This is a genomic window from Roseomonas marmotae (genome assembly GCF_017654485.1).
GTDB lineage: Bacteria > Pseudomonadota > Alphaproteobacteria > Acetobacterales > Acetobacteraceae > Pseudoroseomonas > Pseudoroseomonas marmotae.
Map to the genome: position 1 here is coordinate 805,643 of NZ_CP061091.1, position 12,505 is coordinate 818,147.

Below are 12,505 nucleotides of genomic sequence, written 5' to 3' on the forward strand. Positions count from 1 at the left end.
GGACAACGTCCATGACCACTCGCCGCCGGCTGTTGCAGGCCGCCGCTCTCGCCGCACCCGCGCTTGGCCTGGGGACCGCCCGGGCGCAGACTGGCGGCCGCGCCATCCGCTTCGTCGTGCCCTTCGCGGCGGGTGGTGGCTCGGATGTGGTGGCCCGGCTCTTCACCGAGGATCTGTCCAGGGCGCTCGGCGCGCCGGTCGTGATCGACAACCGGCCGGGCATGGCGGGCTCCCTCGGCGCCGACAGCGTGGCGAAGTCGCCGCCGGACGGCACCAGCATCGTCATCTGCACCCCCGGCGTGCAGATGACCAATCCCTTCCTCTATCCCGCTCTGCCCTATGATGCGGAGAAGGATTTCACGCCCATCATCCATCTGGCGGAGCTGCCGAACCTGCTGGTGGTGCATCCCTCCGTGCCCGCGCGGAGCACGGCGGAGCTGATCGCCTACCTGAAGAAGAACCCGGGCAAGGTGAATTTCGCCTCCAGCGGCCCCGGCTCCTCCTCCCATCTGGCCGCCGAGCTTTTCAAATCCATGGCGCAGGTGGAGATCACGCATGTTCCCTATCGCGGCTCCGGCCCCGCGCTGATCGACCTGGTGGCGGGCCGCGTGCAGATGGCGGTGGACAGCTTCTCCGCCATGATGCCGGTGGCGCGCGCGGGGCAGTTGCGCGCGCTCGGCATCTCCACCGAGGCGCGGCGGCCGGAAGCGCCGGATGTCCCCGCCATCGCCGAGGCCCTGCCGGGCTATGAGGCCTCCACCCTGCTCTATATCGCCGGGCCTGCCGGGATGCCCGCGCCGGTGGTGCAGCGGCTGAATGCCGCCTTCAACGAGGCCCTGAAGATCCAGCGCATCCGCGACCGTTTCCGCGAGCTGGGCATGGTGCCGACCGGCGGCAGGCCGGAGGAATTGCAGGACATCATCGTCACACAGACGAGGAAATGGAAGCGGGTGATCGAGATCTCGGGCGCGCGCGTGGAGTGAGCAGGATGGAACTGACGACAATCCAGCTGGAGGTCGCGGAAGGCGTGGCCGCCGTGACGCTGAACCGGCCGCCGGTGAATGCCCAGAACCGCCGGCTGCGGGAGGAGCTGCTCTGGCTCTTCGACACGCTGAGCGACCGGGAGGATGTGCGCGCCATCGTACTGACCGGCGCCGGCAAGAATTTTTCGGCCGGCGCCGACATCAAGGAGCGCGTCGGCCTGGTGCAGGAGCCCGGCGACTACCTCCGGCACAACCGGCTGACGCGGGAATTCTTCCATTGCGTGGCCGATTGCGCCAAGCCCGTGATCTGCGCCGTCAATGGCGCGGCCATCGGTGCCGGCTTCGCGCTGATGAGCTGCTGCGACATCCTGCTGATGGCCGAGGACGCCTTCGTGCAGATGCCGGAGCTGGATGTGGGCCTGGCCGGCGGCGCCGCCTTCCTGCTGCGGCATTTCTCGCCCTCCACGGCGCGGATGATGTTCTTCACCGGACGCCGCGTGCCGGCCCGGGAACTCTATCGCCGCGGCATCATCGAGGCCTGCCTTCCGGGCGATCAGCTGCTGCCGGCGGCGCTGGAGATGGCGCGGGAAATCGCGGCCAAAAGCCCTGTCGCTGTCAGCAAGGCCAAGCACGCCTTCGGCACGGTGGAGACCATGCCCTTCCGCGATGGCTATCGCTACGAGCAGGGCGTGACCGTCGAACTCTCGCGGACCGAGGATGCGCGGGAGGCGCAGCGCGCCTTCGTCGAGAAGCGCGCGCCCGTCTTCCGCGGCTGCTGACGCAACAGGAGGAACGCCATGGCCACCGGCCGATACACCACCGATCTGGAGGCCGGCGATGTGCTGGGCCCCGTGGAATTCGTGCTGAGCCCCTTCGTCGTGCGCGAATACTGCCACGGCAACGAGATGCACCATCCCTGGTTCCAGGATACCGACCGGCCGATGGTGCCGCCCACCATGGTGCATCTGCAGAAGCTGCGCCTCTATACCCGTGCCTGCCCGGCCGGCACCGGCCCGACGGCGCGTGTGCATGTGGAATACGATGCCGATTGCCACGCGCCCGCCTATGCCGGCGAGATGCTGCGCGCCACCGGCCGCGTGGCGCAGCGCTACGTCAAGCGCGGCCGGACCTATGTGCAGATCGAGATCGACCTGCGCGCGGTGGAGGATGGCCGCCCGCTGATCACCTACCGCGATACCGTCATCATCTCCTACAAGCCCGGCGAGGCGGAGGCCTGAGCATGAGCGCGATACCCGCCCCTGAGCGCCTGGCCCCCGGCACCGAGTTGCGCGCCCATCCCCGCCGCATGACGCGGGAGCGGATGCGCTGGTACGTCGACCTGCTGCCGACGGTGGAGGCCGATGACGGCCGCGTCCATCAGGCCGAGCCGACCATCCATGACGATGACGAATTCGCCCGCTCTCAGGGCCTGCCGGGCATCATCGCCGATGGCATGCTCTCCACCAACTGGCTGCTCAGTCTGCTGATGGATGCCTTCGGCGAGGATGCCCTGAGCCCCGGCGGGCTGCGAACCCGCTATATCGCGCCGGTCTATGAGGATGTGATGGTCACCGCCGCTGCCCGCGTCACGGCGGTGGCGGAAGAGGCTGGTGGCATCCTGCGCTACAGCCTGGATGTCTGGTGCGAGGATGCGGCGGGCAAGATGCTGACCGTGGGACAGGCCAGCATCCGCGCCAGCGGTTCCGTCACCGCCCGCGCGACGGCCCCGCGCTTCGAGGTCCGGGCATAAGGCACCCGCGCCCCGGCACCCCGGCCACAAGCCGGGGTGCCGGGGCAGGCGGTCGCGGCGCAACCTGACGGCGATGCGGTTCTCCCTGACGTGTCGGAGGATCTATCAGGACAGGGCTCGGCCTTCCGCTGGCGCTGGCGGATCTACCGGGCCGGCGCCGTGCCGGAAGCTTCGGCTGGGCGGGATTGAGCAACTGTTATGGCTGGGTGGACCCGGCCAGCGGCCTGTCCGGGCTGATCATGATGCAGTTCCATCCCTTCGCCGATCCAGCCGCCCTGGCCCTGCTGGAGAGGTTCGAGCGCGCGCTCTACGACGCAGAGTGAGGGCGTGGGCAGCGGCGCTCCCGCAGGCGGCATGGAAGCGGTAGCCGCCCGCCCGGTGCCGGCATGCAGAGCCGCGGCGGGTTGCGTTCCCCAGGATGTTTCGCTTTGTTGAGGTGAAGGTTTCTGCCGCGGCATTTTTTTGTCGCAATTGATCGGGATGGTGTCGTTGGTTCGTGCCTGAAGAACTCAAACTTATTTACTGGTAAAAATTACTGTTTATTTGCATTGGCGGAATGAAGGCGACTGCGAGCACGGTGTCTGCGCCGCTGGAATCCGGCAAGGCAGCGGGGGTCTGATCATGAGATTCACATCGGTGGATGAGATCGCGGGCACCATGTCCGCGCGGATCGAACGTGCCATCCGCAAGGACATCCTGAGCGGCGCGCTTCTGCCGGGGGAGAGGCTGCGCGTGGCTGATCTCAGCACGCGCTATGGCGTCAGCCATATTCCCGTGCGGGATGCATTGCGGCAGCTGGAAGGGGACCGCCTCGTCATCATCGAGTCCCATAAGGGAGCGGTGCTGCGGAGCGTGAGCCGGAAATTCGTGGCGGATATGCATGATACCCGCGCGGCCATCGAAGCCCTGCTGGTGCATAACGCCGCCATCAATGCCAGGGAACCCCAGCTGAGGGAGCTGGACCGGCTGGCCCATGCCTATGAGGCGGCAGCGGCCCGGCGGGCGGCGCCGGATATGGTGGAGGCCAATCTGCGCTTCCATCGCTTCATGGCCCGCATCGCCGACAACCCCGAGGCGGCGTCCATCTTAGACCGCGGCTGGGAACTGGTGATCGCCATCCGCAACCGCTTCGGCTTCGCCGAGGCGCAGATCGCCGAGATCATCCGGCAGCACCGGGAGCTGGTCGCGGCGATCCGGGCGCGGAACCCGGCGCTGGCCGCAAGCCTGGTCCAGAAACATTGCCATGCCGCCAAGGAGAACCTGCTGGCCAGCATGCAGCGCGAGGACGCCGAGAAAGACGGCGCGGCCTGAGGGGAGGGGCTCAGCTCGCGGTGATCATGGACTTGATGCGGTTGGCCAGGGTTTGCATGGCGAAGGGCTTGGTCAGCACCTGCATGCCCGGCTCCATCTGGCCCTGGCTGGCCACCACATTCTCGGCATAGCCGGTGATGAAAAGCACCTTCAGGCCCGGCCGCATCTGTCGCGCCGCATCGGCCAGCTGCCGCCCGTTCATGCCGCCCGGCAGGCCGACATCGGTGATCAGCAGGTCTATCCGCTGGTCCGATTGCAGCATCTTCAGCCCGGAGGCGCCGTCCGGCGCCTCGATGGCCGAGTAGCCAAGCTCCTCCAGCACTTCCATCACAAGCATGCGCACCGTCGGCTCGTCGTCGATGATGGCCACCGTCTCATTGGCCTCGGCACGCGGCACGTCCAGCAGGCCAACCGTGTCTTCCTTCGCCTCCGCCGGGCCCCAGTGGCGGGGCAGATAGAGACGCATGGTGGTGCCGCGGCCCGGCTCCGTCCGGATCTTCACCTGCCCGCCGGACTGGCGCGCGAAGCCATAGATCATGGAGAGGCCGAGCCCGGTGCCCATGCCGAAGGGCTTCGTCGTGAAGAAGGGGTCGAAGGCACGGGCCACGACTTCCGGCTCCATGCCCGTGCCGGTATCCGCCACGTCGATGGCCACGTAGTAGCCGGGGCCCATATCCTGGTCCCGCACGGACGCGCCATCCAGCAGGAGATTGGAGGTCGCGATGGTCAGCCGCCCGCCATCCGGCATGGCATCGCGGGCATTGATGCAGAGGTTCAGCAGTGCATTCTCAAGCTGGCTCGGGTCACAGAGGATCGCCCAGAGGTCGGGCGCCAATTCCGTCTCCAGCATGATCGCCGGCCCCACCGTACGTTCGACCAGCTCCTTCATCCCCAGGATCAGCCGGTTCGGGTCGGTCGGCTTGGGGTCCAGCGTCTGGCGGCGGGCGAAGGCCAGCAGCCGGTGCGTCAGCGCCGCCGCGCGGCTGGCGGCACCCTGGGCGGCGCCGATATAGCGTTCCAGATCCTCCGTCCGGCCCTGCATCACCCGCGTCTTCAGCAGTTCCAGGCTGCCGGTGATACCCGTCAGCATATTGTTGAAGTCATGCGCGAGGCCGCCGGTGAGCTGGCCGATCGCCTCCATCTTCTGGGCCTGCAGCAACTGCTCGCGCGATGCTTCCAGCTCCAGTTCGGCATTGCGCCGCTCGGTCAGGTCGCGGGTGATCTTGGCGAAGCCGATCAGCGTGCCATGCTCATAGATGGCGTCGATCACCACGCCGGCCCAGAAGCGCGTGCCTTCCTTACGCATGCGCCAGCCTTCGGCCTCGTAGCGTCCCTCGCGGCGCGCGGTCTCCAGCGCCCGGAAGGGCAGGCCGTCAGCGACATCCTCCGGCGTGTAGAAGCGGGAGAAGTGGTGGCCGATGATCTCCTCGGCCGTATAGCCCTTGATGCGCTCGGCCCCGGTGTTCCAATTGGTCACGCGGCCGTCGGGGTTGAGCATGAAGATGGCGTAGTCCGTCACGCCCTGCACCAGCAGGCGGAAGCGGCGCTCGCTCTCCAGTGCCGCGATCTGGGCGTTGCGCTGCTCGGTCATGTCGCGGGTGACTTTCGCGAAGCCGATCAGCCTGCCATTCTCATGGATGGCGTCGATCACCACGCTGGCCCAGAAGCGGGTGCCATCCTTGCGGACGCGCCAGGCCTCGGCGCTGGCGCGCCCATCTTCGGTGGCGGCCTTCAGCGCCCTGGCCGGCAGGCCGGCCTCCCGATCCTCGGGCGTGTAGAATCGCGAGAAATGTTCCCCGATAATCTCCCCGGCCGAATAACCCTTGATTCGGTGGGCGCCTGGATTCCAGCTCACCACCCGCCCGTCCGGGTCCAGCATGAAGATGGCATAATCCACCACCGCCTGGACCAGCAGTTCATAGGCATTGGTGGCGCCCATCGAAGCGGATTTGTTCATTTCACCACCAGGATTGAAGGGCCTGACCTTCGGCTAAGGCGCCGTTTCAGCACCTTTGGGCAGAGGCTTCAAGCATATGGCCCTGCCCCGCCCCGCGTGCCGGATTCCGGGCGTCCTGCCCGCGCCCGGAATGGCGGGCCCTGCGTCCTTGCCTTTGGCGTCATGGTCCACGCTCAGGGAAGCGGCGCCGGAGGCCGGCCATGCGGGCCCCGCGCGTGCCTGATGCGGAACTGGCGGCAGCTGCCGGCCGCGGCAGGCAGAAGCGCCGCGCCGCGTGAGTGCCCTGTGCCGCGACGGCCGGGCCGCGCTGGCCGGAAGCACGCGTGACGATGCGGTCCATGGGGCAGCATCGCCGGCTGCTCGCCCGGTGCGGAGGATGTCTTTGGCTGGATGGCCTCGTGGATGATGGCGGGTGGGGGTGGCGCTCCGTGATCCTCGTCGCTGCCACGCTGTTCCGGCTGCCGCCGCGGCCAGTCCGTGGAGCGTGGCTCAGTTGCCGGAGAGGCCGATCAACCGCGCGGCCTCCATCGCGGCTTCGCGGGAGGGCGGCAGGATCGCCTCCGCCCGCACGGTCAGCAGCACCACGCTGACGACCTTGGCGATCCACTCGATATAAAGCTCGCGAGAGAACCAGAAGGCTTCGTCCGGCTCGCCGCTGGCCTGGGTGGAGGTGACGCGGGCCTCTGCCAGAAGCGCGCGCAGATTGTCGGTGATCTGGCTTCCTGTCATGGCCTGACGGCAATCCGCCACGGCCTGCTCGGCACCAAGGAAAGCCAAGGCCCCGCTGGGCCAGCAGTGACGCAGGCGTGCATCCTCCAGCGTGTCATCGAGCAGAATACTCAGGAAATCGCGGATCAGCATGGCTGCCTCCTGATGAACCCTGGGAATGTGAACATCGCGCGGGGCGAAAATCAGGCAAGCATCGGCGCTTGCCTGTCACGAAACCAGGAGGAAGCCCCGGCATTCTTCCGGCGACAGGAGGAAGACGTCGCCATGATCACCCGTGCCGTCCGTTGCCCGGTCGCCATCGCTGCCAGCCCCGGAATCCTCCAAGATTGTGCGGTTAAGGGCGTACGGATCGTGATGTCCCCTGAGCAGCCGGGCCAGGTAACGATCACTGCCCCCAACGAAGCCGCGGCCGATGCAGCGGAAGTGTGGCTGGCGGAAATGGATGCCCCCTCTCACTGAACCCGCGCCGCCGGCGGCCTGGAGCGGCATGCCATGAGCGAAGCCTTCGATCTCGGCCGTTTCCTGCGGGCGCAGGAGCCGGTGCTGGAGCAGGTGCGGCGTGAGCTGCGGGAAGGACAGAAGCGCAGCCATTGGATGTGGTTCATCTTCCCGCAACTTCGTGGCCTCGGGCAGAGTGAGATGGCCTGGCGCTACGGCATCGCGTCGCGGGAGGAGGCGCGGGTCTATCTGGAGCACCCGCTGCTGGGGCCGAGGCTGCGGGAGTGCACGGCGCTGGTGCTGGCCGCCGGCCGCCCGCTGCGGCAGATGCTGGGCAGCCCGGACGACCTGAAATTCCATTCCTGCATGAGCCTCTTCGCCGCCGTGGCGCCGGAGGAGTCTGTCTTCCGCGAGGCGCTGGCGCGGTATTTCGGGGGCACACCGGACCCGCGGACAGTCGAGATGCTGCGGGCTCCGGAAGGATAGGGAAGGGTGCCCCAGGGATGCGGGGCGGCCATTCCCGCATCCCGAGGTATGCCGGAGCTCAGCTGCGCTCCACCGCACTGGCTGCCGTATCGAGGGCCGCAGCGATGCTCTCGGCCGCCGCCGGTTCCAGCGCGCCCTGCCGGAGCCGCAGGCGCAGGGCGAGCTTCAGGTTCTCCATCGCGCGAATCACGGTGTCCGGCACGGCGGCGCGCTGCGAGCCATAGCCGCCGATGCGGGCGAAGAGGCTTTCCAGGGCAGGGCGGTTGGCGGCGACGAAGGCCTCCCCCTCAGGCGTCAGGCGGTAGCGCTTGCGGCCACCCTCCTCCGCCTCCTGCGCGGCATAGCCCACCTCCTCAAGCCAGGAGAGCAGGGGATAGATGACGCCGGGGCTTGGGCTGTAGGAGCCGCCCATGCGTTCCTCGATCGCCTTGATGAGCTCGTAACCGTAGCGTGGCTGCTCGGCCATCATCGCCAGCACCAGCAGGCGCAGCTCCCCATGATCGAAAAGCCGGCCGCCATGACGCCCGCCGTGGCGGCCGCGATGATGATGATGCGGGCCCCCGTGGCAGCGTCCGTCAGCTCCGTCGGGGGCGGTGAAGAAGCGGTCCATGCCGCTGATATGGTGGTTTCTCATGCCGCCGATATGGTCAAGATATATCGCCATTCAAGATGTATCTCGACTATGTCGAACCGGTTTCCTGCCGGACCCTAACTCCGGTGCCGGCGTAGCGCCTGTTCCAGCCCGGCCTTATCCATCCTGGAACGGCCGGGGATCCCCGCCTTCTTCGCGCGCTCATAGAGTTCGGCACGCGTGGTACCGCCCCCGCCGGTCCTGCTTCCGTCCCGGGCGGCCCCGGCCTGCCGCTCCTTGGCCTTGGTCTGGCGCAGCTTGCTCCGGTTCTCCTGCGGCGATTGCTGGTTGGAGGCGCCAGCCTCGCTCAGCGCGATAGCGATCGCCTGTTTCGGATTCTTCACCTTGCCGGCGCGGCCGCGCTTCAGCTCGCCATGTTTGAATTCATGCATGACACGGTCGACGGTTTCTTTCTGCGACTTGGCCTGCGTGCTGGGCATCGGCACCCACTCCATGGGCTGGGGCTGTGGATATCCTCTCAACCCCCGCGCCGGGCGGCGGTTTCGGCACGGGCGGCCACCACGGACGGCTGGCGCGTCAGCCATGCCGGGCGGGCTTTGCCCCCGGTGTGCCATCCGTGATATCCCCTGCCGCGAGCCGGCAAGGGCCGAGGGCCTGACGGCCCTCCGCCCCAGCCTTTCGCCTCCGCCCTCCGGCGCCCAATGGCGCCGCCGTTGAAAAGACGTGGAAATCTAGATGGCCGCCCCTCATCCAGCCGTGACTGTCGGCCGGGTCCAGTTCGGAAACGCACTGCCCCTCTCCATCATCGCCGGCCCCTGTCAGCTGGAAAGCCGGGAGCACGCGCTGGAGGTCGCCTCGGCGCTGAAGGAGATCGCGGCCCGCCTGGGCTTCGGGCTGGTTTTCAAGACCTCCTTCGACAAGGCCAACCGCAGCAGCGCCAGGGCGGCACGGGGCATCGGCCTGGCCGCCGCCCTGCCGATCTTCGCCGAGATCCGGGAGAGGCTCGGCCTGCCGGTGCTGACGGATGTGCATAATGCCGAGCAATGCGCGCCCGTGGCCGAGGCGGTCGATGTGCTGCAGATCCCGGCCTTCCTCTGCCGGCAGACCGACCTGCTGCTGGCCGCCGCCGCCACCGGCCGCGCGGTCAATGTCAAGAAGGGCCAGTTCCTGGCGCCCTGGGAGATGGGCAATATCGTCGAGAAGCTGATGAGCGGCGGCGCCCGCGACATCCTGCTGACCGACCGTGGCACCAGCTTCGGCTATAATACGCTGGTCTCCGACTTCCGGGGCCTGCCGATCATGGCGCAGACCGGCGCGCCGGTGATCTTCGATGCCACCCATTCCGTGCAGCAGCCCGGGGCGCTGGGCGGCAGCTCGGGCGGGCAGCGGGAATTCGTGCCGGTGCTGTCGCGTGCGGCGGTGGCCGTGGGCGTCGCGGGGCTTTTCATCGAGACGCATCCGGACCCCGACCACGCGCCGTCCGATGGCCCCAACATGGTGCCGCTGCGGGAATTCGAGCCGCTGCTGCGGGATCTGCTGGAGCTGGACCGCCTGGCCAAGGCGCAGGCCGCCCGCCACGCCGCGGAAGCGTGAGGGTGCCGGCATGAAGAACCCCGTCATCCTGATCCCCGCCCGCCTGGCCGCCTCCCGCCTGCCCGGCAAGCCCATGGCCGATATCGCCGGGGAGCCGATGATCGTGGCCGTCTGGCGCCGCGCCATGGAGGCTGACGTCGCGCCGGTCTGGATCGCCACCGATGCCGAGGAGATCGCGGAGGCCGTGCGCGCCGTGGGCGGGCAGGCGGTGATGACCGGCACGCACCACCCCTCCGGCTCCGACCGGGTTTTCGAGGCGGTGACGCGCATCGACCCGGACGGGCATTATGACGCCGTGATCAATGTGCAGGGCGACCTTCCCACCGTCTCCCCCCACACCATCCGCGCCGCCGCGCTGCCGCTGGAAGACCCTGAGGTGGCGATCGGCACCCCCGTCGCCGTCATCCGGCGGGAGGAGGAGCGGAGCGCCCCCAGCGTGGTGAAGATGGTGGGCACGCCGCTGGGCGGCGGCCGTTACCGCGCGCTCTATTTCACCCGCGCCACCGCGCCCTGGGGCGAGGGGCCGCTGCACCATCATATCGGCCTCTATGCCTGGCGGCGCGAGGCCCTGGCGCGTTTCGTCGGCCTGCCGCCCTCTCCGCTGGAGCAGCGGGAGAAGCTGGAGCAGCTGCGGGCGCTGGAGGCGGGCATGCGGATCGACGCGATGGAAGTGGGCGAGGTGCCGCTGGGCGTGGATACGCCGGAGGATCTGGAGCGCGCGCGCGCGATGTTGCGTAGCCCAAAAACCACCGGCGTCTAAGCTGCCTGACTGCTTCCGGTATCCGAGAGTTCTGAGAGGCCCCGCCATGGATCTGCCGCAGACCATCCGAGGAGATATCCTGACCTCGGCCCGCCGTACGGGCCTTGCCGAGGCCGAGGGCATCCGCGCGCTCCACGCCGCGCTGGACGGGCCCCTGGGGGACCGGTTGGTCGAGGCCGTGACCTGCATCCGCGACTGCGGTGGTCGGGTCATCGTCACGGGCATGGGCAAGTCGGGGCATGTGGGGCGCAAGATCGCCGCCACCCTGGCCTCCACCGGCACCCCCGCCTATTTCGTGCATCCGGCCGAGGCCAGCCACGGCGATCTCGGCATGATCCATGCCACCGACGTGGTGCTGGCGCTCTCCTGGTCCGGGGAAGCGCCGGAACTGGCGGATATCATCGCCTATACCCGCCGCTTCGGCGTGCGGCTGGTGGCCATTACCTCCCGCCCCCGGGGCGCGCTGGGCAGCGCGGCCGATATTCCGCTGCTGCTGCCGGCCATGCCGGAAGCCTGCCCGAATGGCCTGGCCCCCACCACCTCCACCACCATGCAGTTGGTGATGGGCGATATGCTGGCGGTGGCCTTGCTGTCCCTGAAGGGTTTCTCGGCGCAGGATTTCCGGCAGTTCCACCCCGGCGGCAAGCTCGGTTCCCAGCTGCTGAAGGTGCGGGAGCTGATGCATGCGGGCGCCGAGGTGCCAGCCGTGCCGGATACCGCCATGCTCTCCCAGGCCGTGGTGGAGATCAGCAGCAAGCGGCTGGGCGTGACGGCGGTGGTGGATGAGGCTGGGCGGCTGCGCGGCGTCATCACCGATGGCGATGTGCGCGTGGCCATGGAAGGCGGCTTCGTGGACCGGCCGGTGGAGGCGGTGATGACGCGCAACCCCCGCTGCATCGAGCCCGACCTGCTGGCGCAGGAGGCGCTGGCGGTGATGCACAAGGCGCGCATCACCAGCCTTTTCGTGGTGGAGCAGGACCGGCTGCTCGGTGTCGTGCATGTGCACGACCTGTTGCGCGCCGGCGTGGCCTGAGAGGCCCGGCCGGGGATGCTCCCCGGCCAGCCCGCAGGATCAGGCCCGCCGAGCCCGCGTCAGGCCGAGGCCGAGCAGACCCATGCTGAACAGGGCCAGGGAAGCGGGCTCGGGCACCGGCACGGTGGCGGCATTGACCACGATATTATCGAGGTTGAAGGACGTGCCCGAGCCGGTGAAGGAGAGCGTGACGAGGTCCACGACGCTGCTGGCCGTGCCGGGCGTGAGCGTGATGAAGCCGCTGGTCACGCTGCTTGTGGCGGAAATGTTGAAGATCTCTGCCCCGTCCTGGAAGCCGGTCAGGACATAGGAGGTCGCTCCGTTATTCGAGGCGAAGTCGAAGGCGGAGAAGATGAAGTCGGCGCCTCCGGCCGCGGTCAGGGTAACGGCCGCCGAGGGGGATCCGTAGAGACGGCCGGAGAAGATGCTTGGGGCGGGGTTGCCGAAGACGCCGCCGACATAGAACTGGCCCGCCGTGTTCACGAGCGTGAAACCGTCCTGGGAATAGCTTGTGAAGGGCGGGTTATTCGCGCCGGAGAGGGTGTCGAAGTCGAGCACGGCAGCCGATGCGGCGGTCGAGGCCAGCGCCCCCATGCTGAGCAGCACGGCTGCCAGCAGAGCCTTCAAGGGCAGATGCGTCGTCATCACGGAGTCCTCCGGAAATTGTGGCCCGGGCTGGGCCGTTCTCCGGAAAGAAGCAATATTCATGCCGCATTACGAGCGGCCTTTGAAGCCGCAGAAGATCAGATTTGATTTCAAAATCAGCGGTTTAATTTGTGTTGGAATATTTGACGCCTGCGTTGGCATCCCCGTCAGGGCGAGGAACTTGGTCCGGCGATGGCAAAGGGAGGGGCGCGCCGTGCCTTTCAGGCA

Annotated in this window: 16 protein-coding genes; 11 read left to right on the forward strand and 5 right to left on the reverse strand. The window is 68.1% G+C overall.

All coding sequences use genetic code 11. The annotated features are described in order from the left end of the window. Window positions 1–11: 11 nt before the first annotated feature. The 6 genes from IAI58_RS03795 to IAI58_RS03820 all read left to right on the forward strand — a co-directional run bounded on the left by IAI58_RS03795 (window position 12) and on the right by IAI58_RS03820 (window position 4,044). The gene (locus IAI58_RS03795; protein WP_207446994.1) at window positions 12–983 is read left to right on the forward strand and encodes a Bug family tripartite tricarboxylate transporter substrate binding protein; all 972 of its coding nucleotides are present in this window, start codon (window positions 12–14) and stop codon (window positions 981–983) included. 5 nt (window positions 984–988) lie between these two features. Further along, complete coding sequence (locus IAI58_RS03800) at window positions 989–1,762, forward strand: enoyl-CoA hydratase/isomerase family protein (protein ID WP_207446992.1); 774 nt, start codon at window positions 989–991, stop codon at window positions 1,760–1,762. Between the two features lie 18 nt (window positions 1,763–1,780). Next, entirely contained in the window at window positions 1,781–2,221 is a 441-nt protein-coding gene (locus tag IAI58_RS03805) for a hypothetical protein (RefSeq protein ID WP_207446990.1), read from the forward strand. Window positions 2,222–2,223: 2 nt separating this feature from the next. Next, complete coding sequence (locus IAI58_RS03810) at window positions 2,224–2,733, forward strand: MaoC family dehydratase (RefSeq protein ID WP_207446988.1); 510 nt, start codon at window positions 2,224–2,226, stop codon at window positions 2,731–2,733. Window positions 2,734–2,918: 185 nt separating this feature from the next. After that, window positions 2,919–3,056: a hypothetical protein gene (locus IAI58_RS23380; protein ID WP_336512358.1), complete on the forward strand. Its 138-nt coding sequence runs from the start codon at window positions 2,919–2,921 to the stop codon at window positions 3,054–3,056. Between the two features lie 313 nt (window positions 3,057–3,369). Continuing rightward, entirely contained in the window at window positions 3,370–4,044 is a 675-nt protein-coding gene (locus tag IAI58_RS03820) for a GntR family transcriptional regulator (RefSeq protein ID WP_207446986.1), read from the forward strand. Between the two features lie 10 nt (window positions 4,045–4,054). Here IAI58_RS03820 and IAI58_RS03825 read toward each other — a convergent pair whose 3' ends face one another. Together IAI58_RS03825 and IAI58_RS03830 are read right to left on the reverse strand one after the other, a co-directional pair. Continuing rightward, window positions 4,055–6,001 carry a hybrid sensor histidine kinase/response regulator gene (locus tag IAI58_RS03825; protein ID WP_207446985.1) on the reverse strand — a complete coding sequence of 649 codons (1,947 nt, stop codon included), beginning with the start codon at window positions 5,999–6,001 and terminating at the stop codon, window positions 4,055–4,057. A gap of 489 nt (window positions 6,002–6,490) precedes the next feature. Then, window positions 6,491–6,862 carry a hypothetical protein gene (locus tag IAI58_RS03830; RefSeq protein WP_207446983.1) on the reverse strand — a complete coding sequence of 124 codons (372 nt, stop codon included), beginning with the start codon at window positions 6,860–6,862 and terminating at the stop codon, window positions 6,491–6,493. 27 nt (window positions 6,863–6,889) lie between these two features. Between IAI58_RS03830 and IAI58_RS03835 the strand changes: the two genes are divergently transcribed. Then, on the forward strand, window positions 6,890–7,189 hold the full coding sequence (locus IAI58_RS03835; protein ID WP_208776019.1) for a hypothetical protein: 300 nt from the start codon (window positions 6,890–6,892) through the stop codon (window positions 7,187–7,189). Between the two features lie 33 nt (window positions 7,190–7,222). Next, entirely contained in the window at window positions 7,223–7,654 is a 432-nt protein-coding gene (locus tag IAI58_RS03840; protein ID WP_207446979.1) for a DUF1810 domain-containing protein, read from the forward strand. Between the two features lie 58 nt (window positions 7,655–7,712). On the opposite strand, the gene IAI58_RS03845 is transcribed toward IAI58_RS03840, so the two are convergent. Beyond that, the gene (locus IAI58_RS03845; RefSeq protein ID WP_237182386.1) at window positions 7,713–8,318 is read right to left on the reverse strand and encodes a PadR family transcriptional regulator; all 606 of its coding nucleotides are present in this window, start codon (window positions 8,316–8,318) and stop codon (window positions 7,713–7,715) included. 44 nt (window positions 8,319–8,362) lie between these two features. After that, a complete protein-coding gene (locus IAI58_RS03850) occupies window positions 8,363–8,725 on the reverse strand; it encodes a DUF6496 domain-containing protein (protein WP_207446977.1) in 363 nt (120 codons plus the stop codon). Between the two features lie 256 nt (window positions 8,726–8,981). On the opposite strand from IAI58_RS03850, the gene kdsA reads away from it, so the two are divergent. From kdsA to IAI58_RS03865, 3 genes are read left to right on the forward strand one after another with little or no spacing between them, the layout of a single operon-like run. Continuing rightward, window positions 8,982–9,839: a 3-deoxy-8-phosphooctulonate synthase gene (kdsA, locus tag IAI58_RS03855; protein ID WP_207446975.1), complete on the forward strand. Its 858-nt coding sequence runs from the start codon at window positions 8,982–8,984 to the stop codon at window positions 9,837–9,839. 10 nt (window positions 9,840–9,849) lie between these two features. Further along, window positions 9,850–10,599 carry a 3-deoxy-manno-octulosonate cytidylyltransferase gene (locus tag IAI58_RS03860; protein WP_207446973.1) on the forward strand — a complete coding sequence of 250 codons (750 nt, stop codon included), beginning with the start codon at window positions 9,850–9,852 and terminating at the stop codon, window positions 10,597–10,599. Between the two features lie 46 nt (window positions 10,600–10,645). Beyond that, entirely contained in the window at window positions 10,646–11,632 is a 987-nt protein-coding gene (locus tag IAI58_RS03865; protein WP_207446971.1) for a KpsF/GutQ family sugar-phosphate isomerase, read from the forward strand. A gap of 39 nt (window positions 11,633–11,671) precedes the next feature. Here IAI58_RS03865 and IAI58_RS03870 read toward each other — a convergent pair whose 3' ends face one another. Further along, window positions 11,672–12,277 (reverse strand): PEP-CTERM sorting domain-containing protein, encoded by a 606-nt coding sequence (locus tag IAI58_RS03870; RefSeq protein WP_207446969.1) that lies wholly within the window; start codon window positions 12,275–12,277, stop codon window positions 11,672–11,674. Between the last annotated feature and the right edge of the window lie 228 nt (window positions 12,278–12,505).